The organism is Streptomyces spinoverrucosus, from assembly GCF_006539505.1.
GTDB lineage: Bacteria > Actinomycetota > Actinomycetes > Streptomycetales > Streptomycetaceae > Streptomyces > Streptomyces spinoverrucosus.
Genome location: NZ_BJND01000066.1, coordinates 31,067 through 49,328, shown reverse-complemented (window position 1 = coordinate 49,328; position 18,262 = coordinate 31,067). Strand labels below are relative to the sequence as shown.

18 protein-coding genes, 1 other RNA gene and 1 pseudogene are annotated in these 18,262 nt (G+C 72.2%); 11 read left to right on the top strand and 9 right to left on the bottom strand.

Annotated elements, in window-relative coordinates; genetic code table 11:
- Nucleotides 1-648: 648 nt before the first annotated feature.
- Nucleotides 649-1,095, bottom strand: a pseudogene (locus SSP24_RS34290) (response regulator); the annotation flags it as partial.
- A 243-nt stretch (nucleotides 1,096-1,338) separates the two neighbouring features.
- Between SSP24_RS34290 and chsH3 the strand changes: the two are divergent.
- From chsH3 to SSP24_RS34275, 3 genes are read left to right on the top strand one after another with little or no spacing between them, the layout of a single operon-like run.
- Complete coding sequence (gene chsH3 / locus SSP24_RS34285; protein ID WP_141313878.1) at nucleotides 1,339-2,202, top strand: enoyl-CoA hydratase ChsH3; 864 nt, start codon at nucleotides 1,339-1,341, stop codon at nucleotides 2,200-2,202.
- 24 nt (nucleotides 2,203-2,226) lie between these two features.
- A complete protein-coding gene (locus SSP24_RS34280; protein WP_141313877.1) occupies nucleotides 2,227-3,303 on the top strand; it encodes a Zn-dependent alcohol dehydrogenase in 1,077 nt (358 codons plus the stop codon).
- Between the two features lie 27 nt (nucleotides 3,304-3,330).
- Nucleotides 3,331-4,263, top strand: coding sequence for a 3-oxoacyl-ACP reductase (locus tag SSP24_RS34275; protein WP_141313876.1), 933 nt, complete (start codon nucleotides 3,331-3,333; stop codon nucleotides 4,261-4,263).
- A gap of 69 nt (nucleotides 4,264-4,332) precedes the next feature.
- Here SSP24_RS34275 and SSP24_RS43150 read toward each other — a convergent pair whose 3' ends face one another.
- Together SSP24_RS43150 and SSP24_RS34270 are read right to left on the bottom strand one after the other, a co-directional pair.
- Complete coding sequence (locus SSP24_RS43150) at nucleotides 4,333-4,488, bottom strand: hypothetical protein (protein ID WP_167529786.1); 156 nt, start codon at nucleotides 4,486-4,488, stop codon at nucleotides 4,333-4,335.
- Nucleotides 4,489-4,596: 108 nt separating this feature from the next.
- Nucleotides 4,597-5,826: a hypothetical protein gene (locus SSP24_RS34270; protein WP_141313875.1), complete on the bottom strand. Its 1,230-nt coding sequence runs from the start codon at nucleotides 5,824-5,826 to the stop codon at nucleotides 4,597-4,599.
- 186 nt (nucleotides 5,827-6,012) lie between these two features.
- On the opposite strand from SSP24_RS34270, the gene SSP24_RS34265 reads away from it, so the two are divergent.
- From SSP24_RS34265 to SSP24_RS34255, 3 genes are read left to right on the top strand one after another with little or no spacing between them, the layout of a single operon-like run.
- Nucleotides 6,013-6,867 (top strand): Nif3-like dinuclear metal center hexameric protein, encoded by an 855-nt coding sequence (locus SSP24_RS34265; RefSeq protein ID WP_141313874.1) that lies wholly within the window; start codon nucleotides 6,013-6,015, stop codon nucleotides 6,865-6,867.
- Entirely contained in the window at nucleotides 6,864-7,607 is a 744-nt protein-coding gene (locus SSP24_RS34260) for a zinc ribbon domain-containing protein (protein WP_141313883.1), read from the top strand. The genes SSP24_RS34265 and SSP24_RS34260 overlap by 4 nt, the downstream gene beginning before the upstream one ends.
- A gap of 11 nt (nucleotides 7,608-7,618) precedes the next feature.
- On the top strand, nucleotides 7,619-9,136 hold the full coding sequence (locus SSP24_RS34255; protein WP_141313873.1) for a bifunctional RNase H/acid phosphatase: 1,518 nt from the start codon (nucleotides 7,619-7,621) through the stop codon (nucleotides 9,134-9,136).
- On the opposite strand, the gene eda is transcribed toward SSP24_RS34255, so the two are convergent.
- Nucleotides 9,111-9,761 carry a bifunctional 4-hydroxy-2-oxoglutarate aldolase/2-dehydro-3-deoxy-phosphogluconate aldolase gene (gene eda, locus SSP24_RS34250; protein ID WP_141313872.1) on the bottom strand — a complete coding sequence of 217 codons (651 nt, stop codon included), beginning with the start codon at nucleotides 9,759-9,761 and terminating at the stop codon, nucleotides 9,111-9,113. The genes SSP24_RS34255 and eda overlap by 26 nt on opposite strands.
- A 62-nt stretch (nucleotides 9,762-9,823) precedes the next feature.
- Nucleotides 9,824-10,606 carry a peroxide stress protein YaaA gene (gene yaaA, locus SSP24_RS34245; RefSeq protein ID WP_141313871.1) on the bottom strand — a complete coding sequence of 261 codons (783 nt, stop codon included), beginning with the start codon at nucleotides 10,604-10,606 and terminating at the stop codon, nucleotides 9,824-9,826.
- 74 nt (nucleotides 10,607-10,680) lie between these two features.
- Here yaaA and SSP24_RS34240 point away from each other — a divergent pair, with 74 nt between their 5' ends.
- Nucleotides 10,681-12,117, top strand: a complete 1,437-nt coding sequence (locus SSP24_RS34240) for an RNB domain-containing ribonuclease (RefSeq protein ID WP_141313870.1) — start codon at nucleotides 10,681-10,683, stop codon at nucleotides 12,115-12,117.
- Here the strand turns inward: SSP24_RS34240 and SSP24_RS34235 are convergent.
- Nucleotides 12,068-12,673 carry a hypothetical protein gene (locus tag SSP24_RS34235; RefSeq protein WP_141313869.1) on the bottom strand — a complete coding sequence of 202 codons (606 nt, stop codon included), beginning with the start codon at nucleotides 12,671-12,673 and terminating at the stop codon, nucleotides 12,068-12,070. The genes SSP24_RS34240 and SSP24_RS34235 overlap by 50 nt on opposite strands.
- Nucleotides 12,673-13,419, bottom strand: a complete 747-nt coding sequence (locus SSP24_RS34230) for a MerR family transcriptional regulator (RefSeq protein ID WP_141313868.1) — start codon at nucleotides 13,417-13,419, stop codon at nucleotides 12,673-12,675. The genes SSP24_RS34235 and SSP24_RS34230 overlap by 1 nt, the downstream gene beginning before the upstream one ends.
- Before the next feature lie 159 nt (nucleotides 13,420-13,578).
- Here SSP24_RS34230 and SSP24_RS34225 point away from each other — a divergent pair, with 159 nt between their 5' ends.
- Entirely contained in the window at nucleotides 13,579-14,154 is a 576-nt protein-coding gene (locus SSP24_RS34225) for a Uma2 family endonuclease (RefSeq protein ID WP_141313867.1), read from the top strand.
- A gap of 29 nt (nucleotides 14,155-14,183) precedes the next feature.
- Nucleotides 14,184-14,596, top strand: an RNA gene (rnpB, locus tag SSP24_RS34220) — RNase P RNA component class A.
- Nucleotides 14,597-14,633: 37 nt separating this feature from the next.
- On the opposite strand, the gene SSP24_RS34215 is transcribed toward rnpB, so the two are convergent.
- Complete coding sequence (locus tag SSP24_RS34215) at nucleotides 14,634-15,560, bottom strand: helix-turn-helix transcriptional regulator (RefSeq protein WP_141313866.1); 927 nt, start codon at nucleotides 15,558-15,560, stop codon at nucleotides 14,634-14,636.
- Nucleotides 15,561-15,703: 143 nt separating this feature from the next.
- Here SSP24_RS34215 and SSP24_RS34210 point away from each other — a divergent pair, with 143 nt between their 5' ends.
- Both SSP24_RS34210 and SSP24_RS34205 read left to right on the top strand, forming a co-directional pair.
- Entirely contained in the window at nucleotides 15,704-16,930 is a 1,227-nt protein-coding gene (locus SSP24_RS34210; RefSeq protein ID WP_141313865.1) for an MFS transporter, read from the top strand.
- Nucleotides 16,931-17,012: 82 nt separating this feature from the next.
- Complete coding sequence (locus SSP24_RS34205) at nucleotides 17,013-18,020, top strand: zinc-dependent alcohol dehydrogenase family protein (RefSeq protein WP_141313882.1); 1,008 nt, start codon at nucleotides 17,013-17,015, stop codon at nucleotides 18,018-18,020.
- 18 nt (nucleotides 18,021-18,038) lie between these two features.
- On the opposite strand, the gene SSP24_RS34200 is transcribed toward SSP24_RS34205, so the two are convergent.
- Nucleotides 18,039-18,227 (bottom strand): hypothetical protein, encoded by a 189-nt coding sequence (locus SSP24_RS34200; RefSeq protein WP_141313864.1) that lies wholly within the window; start codon nucleotides 18,225-18,227, stop codon nucleotides 18,039-18,041.
- Between the last annotated feature and the right edge of the window lie 35 nt (nucleotides 18,228-18,262).

The following is an 18,262-nucleotide window of genomic DNA, read 5'->3' as shown; positions in this document are numbered from 1 at the left end:
GAGGTGGCTTGGGTGGCCGGTGGTCTGGAGGTGGCTTGGGTGGCCGGTGGTCTGGAGGTGGCTTGGGTGGCCGGTGGTCTGGAGGTGGCTCATGCGGCCGGTGGTCTGGAGGTGGCTCATGCGGCCGGTGGTCTGGAGGGCTCAGGCGACGGATGGCCCTCGGGTGGCTCAGGCGACCGGTGGCCTCTGGGTAGCTCAAGCGGTCGCTGGCCTCGGGAGGCTCAGGCGGCCGGTGGTCTCGGTGAGGCTCGGGCGGCCGGTGGCGCCGGGGTGGCTCGGGCGGCCGGTGGTGTCGGGGTGGCTTGGGGCTGCCCACGTGGTGTCGGTGAGGCTCGGGCGGCCGGTGGTCTCGGGTGGCTCGGGGCTGCCCCCCGGTGGTGTCGGTGAGGCTCGGGCGGCCGGTGGTATCGGATGGCTCGGACTGCACCCCGTGGTGTCGGTGAGGCTCGCGCGGCCAGTGGTGTGGAGGTGGCTCGAGCGGCCCCCCCCCGTGGTGCGGGGTGGCTCGCGCGGTTGGATCTTGGGGTGGCTCGGGCAGCTGTGGTGTCTGGGTGGCTCAGGTGGCCGGAGATCTTGTGGTGGCTCCGGCGGCCTGTGGTCTCGATGAGGTCCCGGCGGCCGGTGACCTCGGGAGGCTCAGGCGACCGGCGGCCTCGGGCCTGCCCACTCCGAAGCGTCGGTCAGCGTCGGGTCGATCACCGTCTCGCCCGTCAGGACTCGGCGGATCGCGGCGGTCAGCTCCTCCACGGGCCCGTCCTTGATCAGGAGGCCCGCGGCTCCGGCCGCCAGGGCGTGGTGCAGCAGGCCGGGACGGGCGAAGGTGGTGAGGATCAGCACCCGGCAGTCCGGTACCTGCTCGCGCAGGCGTGCGGCGGCGTCCGGGCCGCTGATGCCGGGGAGTTCGACGTCGAGGAGGGCCACGTCGGGGCGGTGCACGAGGGCCGCGTCCACCAGGGCGTCCCCGGTCGGTACCTGGGCGACGACCTGGATGTCGTCCACCAGGCCGAGGAGCACGGCGAGTCCCCCGCGGCTCATCGACCCGTCCTCGGCGAGCAGCACCCTGATGGACTTGGCGGGCCGGTGGTCACGGGGCATCTCGTTCACGTCCTCAGCGTAGGCCCAGGGTGCGGGCGCGGCCGCGTCAGGAGGTGAACAACGCTCACCTGACATACCGTCAGCAGTCTTCCCAAGTCCGATGAGCTCGGCTATACAGAGGTTCGCCGTACTGGAACGCGTTCTAGAACGGGCGGGTTTCACGGCCTCGTGACGACCTCGGTGCGGCCGACGGTGCGGACGGTCGCACCGAGGTTCTCAGCCCCGCGAGCATTCAGGAGCCCCATGCCCATCGACGCAGCCAAGGCGCTCGCCGCCGAACCCCGGACCGGAGAGATCGCCTGGACCCCCAAGGACGTCCTGCTCTACCACCTCGGCATCGGCGCCGGCCTCCCGGCCACCGACCCCGACGAGCTGCGCTACACCCTGGAGTCCCGGCTGCACGTCCTGCCGAGCTTCGCCACCGTCGCCGGCGCGGGCTCGCCCGGCGTGATCAGCGGACTGTCCATGCCGGGCGTCGAGGTCGACCTCGCCCGCGTCCTGCACGGCGGCCAGGCACTCCAGGTGCACCGGCCGATCCCGGCGACGGGCACCGCGACCGCCACCTCACGCATCGCCGCCGTGTACGACAAGGGCAAGGCCGCTGTCCTGGTGCTGCGTACCGAGGTCGCCGACGCCGAGGGCCCGTTGTGGACCAACGACGCGCAGATCTTCGTACGGGGAGAAGGCGGATGGGGCGGCGAGCGCGGGCCGTCCACGCGCCTCGAACCGCCCGCCGGGCAGCCCGACCGGACCGTGGAGCGGGCCGTCCGTGCGGACCAGGCCCTGCTCTACCGCCTCTCCGGGGACTGGAACCCGCTGCACGCCGATCCGGAGTTCGCCAAGGTCGCCGGGTTCGAGCGGCCCATCCTGCACGGGCTGTGCACCTACGGCATGACGCTGAAGGCGGTCGTGGACACGCTGCTCGGCGGGGATGTGACCCGGGTGCGCTCGTATGCCACGCGGTTCGCGGGAGTGGTGTATCCGGGCGAGACCCTGCGCATCCGGATGTGGCGGCAGGAGCAGGAGACGGCGGTGCGGGTCGCCGTGAGCGCGGTCGACCGGGACGACGCCCCGGTCCTGGCCGACACCATCGTCCAGCACTCGTAAAGCACTCTTGAGGGGAGCCGCACCATGCGCGCAGCCGTACTGCACGAGATCGGCCAGGAGAAGCTGGAGATCCTCGACGACGTCGAGGCGACGGGCTTTGGCCCCGGCAAGGTGAGGATCCGGGTGCGCGCCACCGGGCTGTGCCACTCGGACCTGTCCGCGATGGGCGGCGTACTGCCGCAACCGGCACCGTTCGTGCCGGGCCACGAGGGCGCGGGCGAGATCATCGAGGTCGGGGAGGGCGTGAGCGGCCTGAGCCCGGGCGACCGGGTCGTCGTCTGCTGGCTGCCCGCCTGCGGCGCCTGCCCCGCCTGCAAGCGCGGCCAGACCCAGCTGTGCCTGGCCGGTTTCATGAACGCGGGCACCCCCAACTACCGGCGCCCCGCCGGAGACCTCTTCGGCTTCGCCGGCACCGGCACCTTCGCCGAGGAGGTCGTCGTCGACGCCGGCTGCGCGGTGCCCATCCCGGACGACGTGCCCTTCGACATCGCCGCCCTCATCGGCTGCGGGGTCACCACCGGGCTCGGCGCCGCGCTCAACACCGCGGATGTGGAGGCTGGTGCGTCGGTCGCCGTCATCGGCTGCGGGGGCGTCGGCATCTCCGCGATCCAGGGCGCGCGGCTGAAGGGCGCCGCCGAGATCGTCGCCGTCGACCCGGTCGCCGGACGCCGGGAGGCCGCGCTGAGGTTCGGCGCCACCAGGGCCGTAGCGCCGGACGAACTGGCCGACGCCAAGCAGCAGATCACCGGCGGCGAGGGCTTCGACTACGTCTTCGAGGTCGTCGGCAAGTCGGCCACCGCCCGCACGGCCTACGAGACCACCCGGCGCGGCGGCACCCTGGTCGTGGTCGGCGCGGGCGCCATGGACGACTTCCTCCAGCTCAGCATGTTCGAGCTGTTCTTCGACGAGAAGCGGATCCTGCCGTCGATGTACGGCGGCGGCGACGTGCTGCGTGCGTACGAGCGGACGATCGCGCTCTGGCGCGCGGGCCGGATCGACCTCGCGGGCCTGATCACCCACCGCGTTCCGCTCGCCGAGATCAACGAGGCCCTCGACCAGATGCGCACCGGCACCTCGCTGCGTACCTGTATCGAGATCTGAGCCAATAGGAAGGCGCGAGGGGGTCGTATGTCACTGCCACTTGAGGGGCTGTCCGCGATCGTCACCGGCGCCGGGCGCGGTCTCGGCCGGGCCGAGGCGCTTGAGCTGGCCCGGCTCGGCGCGGCCGTCGTCGTCAACGACTACGGGCAGCCCGGCCGGGACGGCACGGGCGAGGCCTCGACCGGTCCTGCCGAGGAGACGGTCGCCGAGATCCACGCGGCGGGCGGCACGGCCGTGGCTCACAGCGGAGACGTGGGCGACTTCCAAGAAGCGCAAGAGCTGGTCGCGTTGGCCATCAGCCACTTCGGCAAGCTCGACATCCTGGTCAACAACGCCGGCATCCTGCGCGACCGCATGGTCTTCTCCATGACGGAGGGCGAGTGGGACTCGGTGATACGGGTCCACCTCAAGGGCCACTTCAACACCACCCGTTTCGCCGCCGCCCACTGGCGGGAGCGGAGCAAGGCAGCGGGGCGGCCGGTGTATGGGCGGATCGTGAACACCTCCTCGGAGGCGTTCCTCGCGGGTTCCGCCGGACAGCCCAACTACGCGGCGGCCAAGGGCGGCATCGTCGGCCTGACCACGTCCACCGCGCACGCCCTCGCCAAGTACGGCGTCACGGCCAACGCCATCTGCCCGCGCGCCCGGACCCGGATGACCGAGGACGTGTTCACCGACGTACCGGCCACCGGCCTCGACCCGCTCGCCCCCGAGCATGTCGCCCCGCTCGTCGGCTACTTGGCCGCACCGGCCGCCGGACGGATCAACGGGCAGTTGTTCGTCGTGCACGGCGGCATGGTGGCGGTCCTCGAACGGCCGCGGGTGCGGGCCAAGTTCGACAGCAAGCAGGACACGTTCACGTACGACGAGCTGGAGGCGCTGCTCACCGCGCACTTCGCCGAGCGGGGGCCGGGGGAGACGTTCGCGGCGGTGGAGGTGCTGGGGCTCCGGCGCGAGTAGCCGTCAAGCGGTGAGGCCCCGCTCACCGGCCGGTGAACGGGGCCTCACACCCAGTCGACTGACGTACCGTCAGGCCGCCGACTCGGTCGGCTGCTCCACCGGCTTGCGGTGCCGGCCGCGAGGAGCCGACTCGGTGTCGTGTGTCGAGACTGGACCCCGGTGCCGACCGTGGCCGGTGGAGTCCTGGGCGTCGGGCAGCGGCTGGGACGTGCTGGCGTCGCTCATCGGAAGAAATTCACCCCGTCAACATGATCTTTTGCTCAACAGCCGGGCGAGTTTAACCGGGACACCTCGGGCCGAATCCAGGCGCACACGCCAACCGGCACTACTTCGTTACCTACTTGCCATACGACCGGCCAACGGCGCCTGCTGCAACGGCACCGGACGCGGTGCGGCAGGCTCCGGAGGACCCGGTTCCGACGGCTCCGCGGCTGCTTCAGCCGTCGAAGCCGCGCCGTCCGGAACCGGATCCCCCGGGCTCGTGTCCCCCCTGCCCCCCGCTGGTGCACTCCCCGTGCTCGCGCACGGCACCTCCCCAGGCACCGCCCACTCCGCCACCCCGCACGGCACCCCCTCCGTGGCATACGGCAGCCGCAGCACGCCGTCCCTCGTCCACACCCCGGCACCCGACAACCACCCCTGCGGCGCCGGGAGATGCTGCACCTGTCGCTCTGTCGGCCGCCACACGCCCACCCAGCTGCCCACCGGCCCGTCGATGCGCAGCGCCACGCCACAGCTCTCCGGCGTCAGCACCTGCCCCGGCTGGATCGCGAACGGCGTCACCGCGCAGTCCCCGGCCGCCCGCAGACACTCCGGGAACCGCACCGGCAGCGTGCTGCCCAGCACCCCCCAGCCCAGCCGGCCGGTATCGCCGGGGCGCGGCGCGTCGGAGCGGATCAGGAGCAGCCCGCTGTCGGGGTCGGCGAGCAGCAGCCGGTCGTCGCTGTCGGCGGCGATCTGCAGTAGCGGCGACACCTCGCCGCCGCGCCCGAGGTCCACCACGACCGTCTTGGTCCGGCCGCCGGACTCCCGGTCCAGGGCAAGCAGCCCTCCTGCCCGGTCCAGCCACACCCCGCCCGAGCAGTGCCCCGGGATCTGGGCGACGTGCTCCGGACCGAAGGCGCCGCCAGCGACCCGCCACACGGTGCTGGAGTACCGGCCGACGGCGAGGGCGTAGGCGTCGTCGCCGCCCGGCGCGGGCGGCAGCAGCCGCAGCCGGGTGCCCGGGTCGGGGCACTCGACCGCGCCGAGCGGCAGTTCGCCGGTGCCGGGGCCGGTCGGGTAGAGCAGCGAGAAGGTGTGGCGCCCGGCGGCGAGGCGGCGGATGAGCACCCGGCCGTCGCTCATCGGCTGGACCTCGGTGCCGGGTTCCTCCGGCTGGTTGCCGGGCAGCGGCACGGCGTAGGGCTCGGGGCCGTCCAGCGTCCAGCGCTCCGGGAACCAGGAGTCGCCGCTGCGGGCGAGGCGTGCGGCGTACGCGCCGTCCACCGTGATCACGCAGCCCGGCGGCGGGGAGGGGGCGTCCTCGTTCCCCGCGGTGGGCTCGACAACACAGGCAGTCATCGTCCGGTCACCTCCAGCGACGAAACTAGTTTTCGTACGCACAGGCGGGGAACCGGCCGACGGCTGCTTCACACGTAAGGGTGGCGGTCCGGCGGTTCTTCTGAGGAAACCGGGGCCGGTGTGCTGGAGGTGACGGGGCGGCGACACAGGTTCAACGGCACAGAACAGCCAGGTAGCCTTTGTCCCGTGCCCCGTCTGTCTGAAGTCATCGCCGCGCTGGAGAACCTGTGGCCCGCCGAGCGGGCCGAGTCCTGGGACGCGGTCGGCACGGTCGTGGGCGACCCCGACCAGGACGTCACCCGGGTACTGTTCGCGGTCGACCCGGTGCAGGACATCGTCGACGAGGCGGTGAAACTGGGCGCCGACCTGCTGGTCACCCACCACCCGCTCTACCTGCGCGGTACGACGACGGTGGCGGCGACCCACTTCAAGGGCCGCGTCGTCCACACCCTCATCAAGAACGACATCGCGCTGCACGTCGCCCACACCAACGCCGACACTGCCGACCCAGGAGTCAGCGACGCGCTCGCCGGTGCGCTGGACCTGCGGGTCGTACGACCCCTGGTGCCCGACGCGAGCGACCCGGACGGACGCCGCGGCCTCGGCCGTATCTGCGAACTGGACCACCCGCTGACCGTCCGCGAGTTCGCCGCCCTCGCCGCCGAACGGCTGCCCGCCACCGCGCAGGGCATCCGCGTGGCCGGCGACCCGGAGGCAACGGTCCGCACGGTGGCGGTGAGCGGTGGCTCCGGCGACAGCCTCTTCGACGCCGTACGGGCCGCCGGGGTCGACGCGTTCCTCACCTCGGACCTGCGCCACCACCCGGCCTCCGAGGCCGTCGCCCACAGCCCCCTCGCGCTGCTCGACGCGGCGCACTGGGCCACCGAGTGGCCCTGGTGCGAGCTGGCCGCCGCCCAGCTCGACGAGATCTCCGACCGCCACGGCTGGGACCTGCGCGTCCATGTCTCGAAGACGGTCACCGACCCCTGGACCGCCCACGCGGCGTCCAACCCGACACATACTCCTGGAGCCCCCAACTGAACGCCGCGCCCGCCGACCAGATCCGACTCCTCGACGTCCAGGACCTCGATGTCCGCCTCCAGCAGCTCGCACACCGGCGGAGGTCGCTGCCCGAGCACGCCGAGATCGAGTCGCTGACCAAGGACCTCACGCAGCTGCGCGACCTGCTCGTGGCCGCGCAGACCGAGGAGAGCGACTGCGCCCGCGAGCAGACCAAGGCCGAGCAGGACGTCGACCAGGTGCGCCAGCGCGCCGCCCGCGACCAGCAGCGCCTAGACTCCGGCGCCATCACCTCCCCGAAGGACCTGGAGAACCTCCAGCGCGAGATCGCCTCCCTCGCCAAGCGGCAGGGCGATCTGGAGGACGTCGTGCTGGAGGTCATGGAGCGCCGGGAGTCCGCGCAGGAGCGGGTCGCCGAGCTGACCGAGCGGGTCGGCTCCGTGCAGGCGAAGATCGACGACGCGACCGCGCGCCGGGACGCCGCGTTCGAGTCGCTGGACGGCGAGGCGGCCTCGGTCACCAAGGAGCGTGAGGTCATCGCGGGCTCGGTCCCCGCGGATCTGCTGAAGCTCTACGACAAGCTGCGCGAGCAGCAGGGCGGCATCGGCGCGGCCAAGCTCTACCAGCGGACCTGCCAGGGCTGCCGCCAGGAGCTGGCCATCACGGAGCTGAGCGAGATCCGCGCGGCGGCGCCGGACACGGTGGTGCGGTGCGAGAACTGCCGCCGCATCCTGGTGCGCACGTCCGAGTCGGGTCTGTAGGAGCCGCTGCGGTGCGGGAGTTCATCGTCGAGGCGGACGGCGGTTCCCGGGGCAACCCGGGGCCCGCGGGCTACGGTGCGGTGGTCATCGACGCGGCGACGGGGGAGACGCTGGCTCAGACGGCGGAGTACCTGGGCGTCGTCACGAACAACGTCGCCGAGTACCGGGGGCTCCTGGCCGGCCTGCGCGCGGCGCAGGCCCTCGACCCCACCGCGTCCGTGCGCGTCCGGATGGATTCCAAGCTGGTCGTGGAACAGATGTCCGGCCGCTGGAAGATCAAGCACCCCGACATGAAGCCGCTGGCCATGGAGGCGGGGCGGGTGTTCCCGGTGGGCCGGGTGACGTACGAGTGGATCCCGCGCGACCAGAACCGCCACGCGGACCGCCTGGCCAACGAGGCGATGGACGCGGGGGCGCGGGGGGAGGCGTGGACGCCGTCCCCGGTGGCCGGGACATCGGTGGTTACGTCGCCCGAGGGGCCGCCGGGAGATGCGGCGGCGGGTGCGGCGAGGGCGCGTGCGGCGTTGGCGGGGCGGTCATCGGCGGGTTCGCCTTCGCAGCCTGTGTCCGCCCCGGCGGGTTCGCCTTCCGCTTCGGAACGCGTGGCCTCCCCGGCGGGCTCGCCTCCCGCCTCGGAGGAGGCCGTCTCCGCTCCGGCAGGCGCGGCGCAGGCCCGCGCGGCGTCGGCGGGGCGGTCCTCGGCGGGTTCGCCGTCGCAGCCTGCTTCCGCACCGGCGGGTACGTCGCCCGCTCCCGAGCCCCCTGCTTCCGCGCCTGTCGCTTCGGGCGTCGACGTGAACGCCACCTCGTCCTCCGCCGACGTGAACGCCGCCTCTCCCGACGCCGATGTGAACGCCGCCCGCAACGTCGCCACCCCCCGCGTCGGCTGGGGTGCCCCCGACCTGGGTGCGCCCGCCACCTTCGTGCTGCTGAGGCACGGCGAAACACCCCTCACCCCGGAGAAGCGTTTCTCGGGCAGCGGCGGCAGCGACCCCGCCCTCTCCGACATCGGCCGGGAGCAGGCCGAACGGGTGGCCGTGGCGCTGGCGAGGCGCGGGACGATTCAGGCCGTCGTGGCGTCACCGCTCGCCCGGACCCGCGAGACCGCCGGTATCGTCGCCGCGCGCCTCGGGCTGGAGGTCGGCATCGACGACGGACTGCGCGAGACGGACTTCGGCGCCTGGGAAGGCCTCACCTTCGCCGAGGTGCACCAGCGCTACCCCGACGACCTCAGCGCCTGGCTCGCCTCGCCGGACGCCGAACCCACCGGCGGCGGCGAGAGCTTCGCGGCGACCGCCACCCGGATCGCCGCCACCCGCGACAAGCTGATCGCGGCGTACGCCGGCCGCACGGTCCTGCTCGTCACGCACGTCACCCCGATCAAGACCCTGGTGCGCCTCGCCCTCGGCGCCCCGCCCGAGTCCCTGTTCCGCATGGAACTCGCGGCGGCCTCCCTGTCGGTCGTGGCGTACTACGCCGACGGCAACGCCAGCGTCCGCCTCCTCAACGACACCTCTCACCTGCGCTGAGATCACCTGCGCCGAGCGAGGCCGCCTCCCGGGCCAGCTGCTCGATCCGCCCCCAGTCCCGCGCCGCCACCGCGTCCGCCGGAAGCATCCAACTGCCGCCCACACATCCCACGTTGGGCAACGCCAGATACTCCGGCGCCGACGCGAGCCCGATCCCACCCGTCGGACAGAACCGCGCCTGCGGCAACGGCCCGGCGAGCGACTTCAGATACGCCGTACCCCCCGCGGCGGCCGCCGGGAAGAACTTCATCTCCCGCACCCCGCGCTCCAGCAACGCCACCACCTCGGACGTCGTCGACACCCCCGGCAGATACGGCACCCCGGACCGCCGCATCGCCTCCAGCAGTACGTCCGTCCAGCCCGGGCTCACCAGAAAACGCGCCTCCGCCGACACCGCGTCCTCGACCTGCCCCGGCGTGATCACCGTCCCGGCCCCGACCACCGCGTCCGGCACCGCCCCGCTGATCGCCCGGATCGCGTCGAGCGCGCCCGGCGTCCGCAACGTCACCTCGATCGCGGGCAGCCCCCCGGCGACCAGCGCCCGCGCGAGCGGTACGGCGTCGGCGGCATCCGGGAGGACGACCACGGGGACGACGGGAGCGAGATCAAGCACGGAGTCGGTCATGCGCCTCATCGTGCCCGGGTCATGCACTATGTGCAAAGGGCATTGCGCATAGTGCAACGACGTCAGTGAACCTCGTCCACCAGCACATCCAACGACCAGGCCCGCCCCGCCCCCGCAGGCGCCTCGGCCTCCACCACGTACCCGAGCTCCCGCAGCACCTCCACCAGCTCCGCGGGCCCCTTCGGCGCCGCACCCGCCGTGAGCAGGCTGCGCACGATCCGCCCCTTCGTCGCCTTGTTGAAGTGGCTGACCACCTTCCGCGTCGGCGCGTGCAGCACCCGTACCGTCGCCGTCCGCGCCGCGACCTCGCCCTTCGGCTTCCACGCCGCCGCGTACGCCGACGACCGCAGGTCCAGCACCAGCCCGCCCCCGGCCGCCTCGGGCAACGCGGAGGCCATCGCCGTACGCCAGTGCGCGCCCAGCGCACCCAGCCCGGGCAGCCGCACCCCCATCGAACAGCGGTACGACGGGATCCGGTCCGTCACCCGGACCGCACCCCACAACCCCGAGAACACCAGCAAGGAGCGCGCGGCGCGCCGCTTGGCGGCCGCGTCCAGCGAGGCCAGGCCCAGGGCGTCGTACAGCACACCCGTGTAGATCTCCCCGGCGGGCCGTGCCCCGGCGGTGTGCAGTCCGCTGTTCTTGGCGACCTCGCCGCGCAGTCCCTCGCTCAGCCCCAGCACCTCGCGTGCCTTGTCCTCGTCGCCGGTGCACAGGTCGACCAGTTCGCCGAGGACGGCTTCCCGGGCGCCGTTCAGCTCCGGCAGCGCGAGCGACTCCAGCTTCAGCGGTGCGCCCCGGCCGGAGGACGCCTTCCCCTCCGAGGGCGGCAGCAGGACCAGCACGGATTCTCCTTCGGTAGACCTCGCGACAGCGTACGGCGTGTTGCCGCGCGGCCCGTTCTGCCTAGGCTCTTGTCATGCCCCGCCGCCCGATCCGTGTGACCGGCGCCCCCGAAGCCCCCCTGCGGGCCGCCCTCACCGCGCTGCGTGCCGAACTCGGTGTGTCCGACGGGTTCCCGCCCGAGGCCCTCGCCGAGGCCGAACGGGCCGCCGGGTCCCCCGCCCTGCCGTCCTACGACGCCACGGACATCCCCTTCTTCACCATCGACCCGCCCACCTCGACCGACCTCGACCAGGCCCTCCACCTGTCCCGGCAGGGCACCGGCTACCGTGTCCGGTACGCCATCGCGGACGTCGCCGCCTTCGTCGTACCCGGCGGCCCGCTGGACGCGGAGACCCACCGCCGTGTGCTGACGCTGTACTTCCCGGACGGGAAGGTCCCCCTGCACCCGGCGCTGCTCGGCGAGAGCGCGGCCAGCCTGCTGCCCGGCGGGCCCCGCCCGGCCGTCCTGTGGACCATCGACCTCGACGCGGACGGCCGTACCCTCGCCGTCGACGTCGGCCGCGCCCTCGTCCGCAGCCGCGCCAAGCTCGACTACGCCGGCGTACAGAAGGAGATCGACGCCGGGACCGCCGAGGAGCCGCTCGCGCTGCTCAGAACGGTCGGGCTGCTGCGGGAGCGGCTGGAGGTCGAGCGCGGCGGCATCTCGCTCAACGTGCCCGAGCAGGAGATCGTCGAGCGGGACGACACCTACGCACTCCACTACCGCGCCCCGCTCCCCGCCGACGGCTGGAACGCCCAGATCTCCCTGCTCACCGGCATGGCGGCCGCCGATCTGATGCTGGCCGCCGGCACCGGCGTACTGCGCACCCTGCCCGCCGCGCCCGACGGCGCCGTCGGCCGCCTGCGCCGTACCGCGACCGCCCTGCGCATCGACTGGCCGCACCACGTCTCGTACGCCGACCTGGTCCGCTCCCTCGACCCGCACAGCCCCCGGCACGCGGCCTTCCTCCAGGAGTGCACGACCCTGCTGCGCGGCGCGGGTTACACGATCTTCCGCGACGGCGCCCTCCCGCCGATCACCACCCACTCCGCCGTAGCCGCCCCCTACACCCACTGCACGGCCCCCCTGCGCCGCCTCACCGACCGCTACACCTCCGAACTGTGCCTCGCCGCCGCAGCCGGACAGCAGCCCCCGGAGTGGGTGCTCGCCGCGCTCGACGCGCTGCCCGAAGAGATGGCGGAGGGCGCGCGGCGGGCGGGGACGGTGGAGCGGGAGTGCGTGGACATTGTGGAGGCCGCGCTGCTGAAGGACCGGATCGGGGAGGTCTTCGAGGGCTGTGTGGTGGACGTGATGGAACGCCGCCCCACCATCGGCACCGTCCACCTGGAGTCCCCGGCCGTGGTCGGCCGCATCGAGGCCGACCACGCCCTCCCGCTCGGCGAACGCCTCCGCGTCCGCCTCACGCAGGCAGATCCGGGAGCGGCGAAAGTGCGCTTCGCGCCTGCTTGACCGCCTGTACGAGGGCGTCGGCCTGCTCCGCGTACACGCGCACCAGGCTCACCTCCCGCCGCCGGCCGAAGAAGGTGACGTGGGTGACGGGCTCGGCGAGCTCCAGCGTGACCGTCGTCTGCCCGCCGACCGCGACATTGAGTTCGCCGTCGGCCTTGTCGTGGGTCGTGCGCAGCTCCCGCCGTACGGACGCGATCCGCCCCAGCGGTATGCGCACGTCGACATGGGCGGCGTAGCGGATCCGCAGCACCCCCGGCTCCAGCACGTGCGGCCGTACCACGGACGCGGCGTGCATCCCGAGGATGAAGAACACGCCGCTGTAGACGTCGATGAACAGCACCACATGGTGCACGGTCGGCCACCGGTACAGCAGCACGGACATCACGACCGTCTCGACCACGCACACGAACATGAACCCGAACATGATCGCGCTCTGCCCGCGCGCATACCCGAAAGCTTCGCCATGCCGTGTGCCGTGGGTCCGTCGGGCCACCCACAGCACCAGACTCGCGAACAGCCGCAGCTCGTGCCGGACCAGCCGGTACGCCACCCTCATCACTCGCCCTCCCCGGCGAGCCGCAGCGCCCGGCGGATCGCCTCCGCCTGGGCCGGGGCCATGTCCGCGTACAACGCGCGCAGGAAGCCGTGGCCCTGATCGACAGGCTCCGCCGGGAGCATCTCGCGGGGCAGCACAGCGGCGAGGGCGCGTGCCGCCTCCTCCACGCGCGGATCGTCCGTTTCCGCGTCGGCGAGCGCGTCGAGCAGGGCGTACGCCTCATGCGCCCGCGCGACGGCGTCGGGACCGCTGAGGGCTCCGCCGACGGCGGCCAGCAGCCGCTCCCGCTCCTCCGGGCTCGCCGCGGTCTCCAGCAGCGCGAAGATCTCGCGGTCCTTGGCGGCCATGGGGGAGTCGGAGGCGGGCGCAAGCCCCGCGAACAGCTCGGCCAGCTCCGGCGAGACCGGCCCTTCGGCGGGCAGCTCCGCCGTGTCCAGCAGCGCCCGCAGCTGCGCCCGGCGCTCCCGGATCGCCGCCTCCTGCCGCGCCAGATCCGCGTCCAGCTCCTCCAGCACCTCGGCCAGGTCCCGCCCCGCGTCGTCCGCGAGCACGTCCCGCACCTCGGCCAGCCCCAGCCCCAACTCCGTCAGCCGCCGAATCCGCGCCAGCACGACGGCGTGCCGCAGGGTGTAGTCCCGGTAACCGTTCGACAGCCGCTCCGGCTCGGGCAGCAGCCCCAGGTGGTGGTAATGCCGCACGGTCCGCGTGGTGACGCCGACGGCGGCGGCGAGTTCTCCGATCCGCATGCGTCCAGTAGAGACGTTGACGTTGCGACAGGGTCAAGCGAGCCGTGCGCTGACGGCGCGGGTGCTCGTGTGCCACGATCGAGGGAACGGTTCCCGATCTCACGGCCAGGTGATCAGCCGATGTCCCAGTCTGGCGGGCGACAGAAGGAGGGGCGTGACATGACTGCCATGGCCCATGAGCCGCTCACGCAGGAAGAGGTCCTGCTGGAGGGCTTTCTCGCCCTGGACACCCCGGAGGGTTTCCGGGCCGAGCTGATCGAGGGGGAGATCGTTGTGACGCCGCCGCCGGACGGGGATCACGAGGATTACATCGGGCTGATCGTGGAGCAGGTGCTCTTTCAATCCCGGACGAGGATGCAGGTCGCTGGGACCAAGGGTCTGATTCTGAGCGGGGATGGATCCCCCAAGGACCGTGTGATTCCTGATGGCACCTTCGCCCCCCGAGAACTCCGCCTCTTCCGTGGCGCCGACTCCTGGATGCCCTGCGACGGCGTCGCCATGGTCCTGGAAGTGACGTCCACCAAGCCCAAGGCCGACCGTGAGGCCAAGCGTCGGTGCTACGCCCGTGGCGGCATCCCCCTCTACCTGCTCGTCGACCGCGAGGAGTCCTCGATCACGCTGTTCAGCGACCCGGAGAAGGACGACTATCGCGAGCACTTCACCCGCCCCCTCGGCAAACCGCTCACCCTCCCGGAACCGTTCGCCTTCGAACTGGACACGGCGGAATTCCTCTGAGCGCCCGGTACCATGGTCGACACGGCAGACGAGCCGGGCGGACGGCCGCGTGGAGGTTCTTGTGGATCTCCCCGAGGAACGTCCGGGCTCCACAGGGCAGGGTGGTGGCTAACGGCCACCCGGGGTGACCCGCGGGACAGTGCCACAGAAAGCAAACCGCCGGGGGTCTTGGCCCTCGGTAAGGGTGAAACGGTGGTGTAAGAGACCACCAGTGCCCAGGGTGACCTGGGCAGCTAGGTAAACCCCACCCGGAGCAAGGTCAAGAGGAGCCGCCTCTTTGAAGGAAGGGGCGTCTCTGCGCGGACGTTCGAGGGCTGCCCGCCCGAGTCCGCGGGTAGACCGCACGAGGCCGACGGCAACGTCGGTCCTAGATGGATGGCCGTCACTCCACGGGCCGCGAGGCCCTGGAGTACAGAACCCGGCGTACAGCCCGACTCGTCTGCCGCTCTGCAGGTGACCGACAGCCTGCGCCACCGGCCTCACCGGGACGGGCCGCCGGTGTCGGCGCGTCTTGTGGGTGGGGTCTGGGGTGCGGCCGGGGTGGCTGCCCAGCTGGCGAGGAGTTTGAGGCGGTCTTCGTCGGGGGTGCCGGGCTCGGCGGTGTAGATGGTCAGGGCGTGCGCCTCGTGGGTGGAGAGGGGCATGTCCAGCGGCTGGTAGGTGAGTTCCAGAGGCCCGGCGTCAGGGTGGTGGAAGCGTTTGACGCCGCCGTGGTGGATGCGCACATTGTGGGCGGCCCAACGGGTGCGGAACTCGGCGCTCACCGTGGACAGCTCACCGATCAGCTCGCGCAGCGCCTTGTCCTGCGGGTAGCGCCCGGCTTCGGCGCGCAGCAGGGCGGCGGTGGCGTTCGTGGCGCCGTCCCAGTCGGCGATGAAGTGGTGTGAGCCAGGGTCGAGGAACCAGTAACGGGCGAAGTTCGGACGGCCGCGTTCGTCCGTGGTCTCGCTGTCGAACAGCGGTGAGAAAAGGGCGCGGGCGAGGGCATTGGTGGCCACGATGTCCAGGCGGCCGTTGGTGACGAACGCCGCGGACAGCGTGATGGAGTCGAGCAGCCACTGGACGCGGGGCGGGATGTCGACGGCCTTGCGGCGGCGAGGCGTGCGGCTGGACGGCTGTGCGGCCATGGCCAGGTCGAAGAGGTAGGTGCGTTCGTCCTCGTCCAGTTGCAGCGCGCGGGCGACGGCGTCGAGGACGTCCTCGGACACGCCGCTGATGTGACCCTTCTCCAGCCGCGTGTACCACTCGGTGCTCACGCCGGCGAGAACGGCGACCTCCTCGCGCCGCAGCCCCGGGACCCGGCGTCGGCCGCTGGTGGGCAGCCCGGCCTGCTCCGGGGTGATCTTGGCGCGCCGGGTGGCGAGGAAGTCCCGGATCTCGGAGCGGTTGTCGGGTCGCTGGTCCATGCCCTCCACGGTAGGCACGGGCCGCCGGAAAGGGAGGTTGAGCTTGTACCCCCCATAAACACGACCTTCTTCGCCCGAGGTGAAGACGGTTGCCTGGGATGCACAGCCGCCGTCACGACTCCCAGGGAGATGGTGCACTCAGCATGCGAGGAGGAATCCTCCAGGCCCCCAACAGCGTGCGTGTCGAAGAGCTCGCGCGTCCGCCTGCCCGGCTGCCTGTCGTCATCTACGTGTTGGCGCTGGGCACGTTCCTGATGGGCACGACCGAGTTCGTGGTGGCGGGCCTGCTGCCGGAGATCGCCGGTGATCTGCGGGTGAGCGTGGCGCAGGCAGGCCTGTTGATCACCGTGTTCGCGGTCGGGATGATCGTCGGAGCGCCGCTGATGGCGATGCTGACGCTGCGGCTGCCCGCGCGGTCGACGTTGGTGCTCGCTCTGGGTGTCTTCGCGGTCGGACATGTGATCGTCGCGCTGGGGTCCAGCTTCCCGCTGCTGCTCGCGGCGCGGTTTCTGACCGCGCTGGCGACCGGGGCGTTCTGGGCCGTGGCCAACGTGGTCGCCACCCGCGTCGCCGGTCCCGCCGCGAGCTCCCGTGCCCTGGGCGTCGTGGGCTCCGGGGCCATGCTCGCCAATGTCGTGGGCGTGCCGCTCGGCGCCTTCGCCGGGCAGCTCATGGGGTGGCGGGGGCCGTTCTGGGCGCTCGCGGCGCTGGGAGCTGCCGCCGTGGGGCTGATCGCCCGCCACGTCCGGCACGACGGTGATGGCCATCGGGGTGTGTCGGTCCGGTCCGAGCTGTCCGCGCTGCGCTCCGGTCGCCTGTGGCTGGCGCTCGCGGCCTGCGCGACCACGACCGGCGGCGTACTGTCGACGTACACCTTCATCGCGCCGTTGCTGACCGACCGGGCCGGTCTCGCCGCCGGGCTCGTGCCGCTGGTGCTCGTCGGGTTCGGCGCCGGTGCCCTGGTGGGCTTCCTCGTCGGAGGGCGTCTCGGCGACGTCCGCCCGTATGCGACGACCATCATGGCGGCCGCGGCCACCACGGTCATGCTCCTGGCGATCTGCCTGCTGTCCGCCTACGCCGTGCCCACAGCCGCGCTGGTGGCCCTGCTGGGGCTGTTCGGGCTCGGCGCCAACCCGGTGCTGATCGCCCTGGCCGTCCGTTTCGCGGGCACGGCGCCCACGCTGGGGTCCGCGCTCACGGTCTCGGCGTTCAACCTCGGCACCGCGGTCGGCTCCTGGATCGCCGGCCTCGCCCTCGACTCCACCCTCGGAGCCATGGGGCCCGCCGCGGTCGGCACCGTGATCGCCGCGTTGACCCTGATCCCGACGACCGCCATCGCACTCACCCGGCGCCGCCGGTCAGCGCCGTAGGCGCCGACAAAGAACCGCCGACAAAGAACCGCCAACAAGCAACCAACGAGGAACAAGGAGGTCCACGCATGCGTGGCGTGTGATGTACAAGGCCGGGGACGTCCGGGTGGAGAAGCGCGACGATCCGAAGATCATCGAGTCCACCGACGCGGTCGTCCGGTTGACCGCAACCTGTATCTGCGGGTCGGACCTGTGGCCCTACCGCGGGATCGAGCCCGTCGATCACACGGCCATGGGGCACGAGTACGTGGGGGTGGTCGAGGAAGTCGGCTCGGACGTGAAGAACGTCAAGGTCGGCGACTTCGTCGTCGGGTCGTTCGTCATCTCCGACAACACCTGCGAGATCTGCCGCTCCGGCTATCAGTCCGGCTGCGTGCACCGGGAGTTCGTGGCACAGACGGTCGGCACCCAGGCCGAGAAGGCCCGCATCCCCCACGCGGACGGCACCCTGGTCGCTACGCCGGGACACCCCGACCCGGAGCTGATCCCCTCACTGCTGGCCGCCTCCGACGTGCTCGGCACCGGCTGGTACGGCGCCGTCGCTGCCGGTGCGGGCCCAGGCAAGACCGTCGCGGTCGTCGGTGACGGCGCGGTCGGCCTGATGGCCGTCCTGGCCGCCAAGCAGCTGGGCGCGGAGCGGATCATCGCCATGTCCCGGCACCCCGAGCGGCAGGAGCTGGCCCGGTTCTACGGTGCGACCGACATCGTCGAGGAGCGTGGTGACGACGGCGTGGCGAAGATCAAGGAAATTACGGGCGGGCTCGGCGCGCACTCGGTGGTCGAGGCCGTCGGGACCCAGGAGTCCACGATGCAGGCGATCGGCGCCACCCGGCCGGGCGGGCACATGGGCTTCGTCGGCGTCAATTACGACGTCGCCATCCCCGGCATGGAGCTGTTCTTGGCCGGTATCCACACCGAGGGCGGCCCCGCTCCGGTACGCCGCTTCCTGCCCGACCTGATCCAGCTCATCTGGGACCGCAGGATCGACCCCGGCAAGGTCTTCGACCTCACCCTGCCCCTGGACCAGGCCGCGGAGGGTTACAAGGCGATGGACGAGCGCCGCGCCACCAAGGTGCTCCTCACCCTCTGATCCGCCGAGCCACGGGTCTCACCTCTCGTCGAGGCACATCGCCGATGCGGTTGCCTGTTCGGACTGCTCCTGTGCCTGCATCCACAGCACCAGGTGCCAGTCCTGGTCGTTGGCGAGGGGGTCGGCCGCCTGCGCGCGGCGGCCGTCGACGGTTGAGGGCATGACGAAGGCGCAGGTGGCGGAGCCGTCCTCGTGGTAATTGGCCATGTTGGCGCGCAGGATCGCCTCGCGAGCCGGTCGGT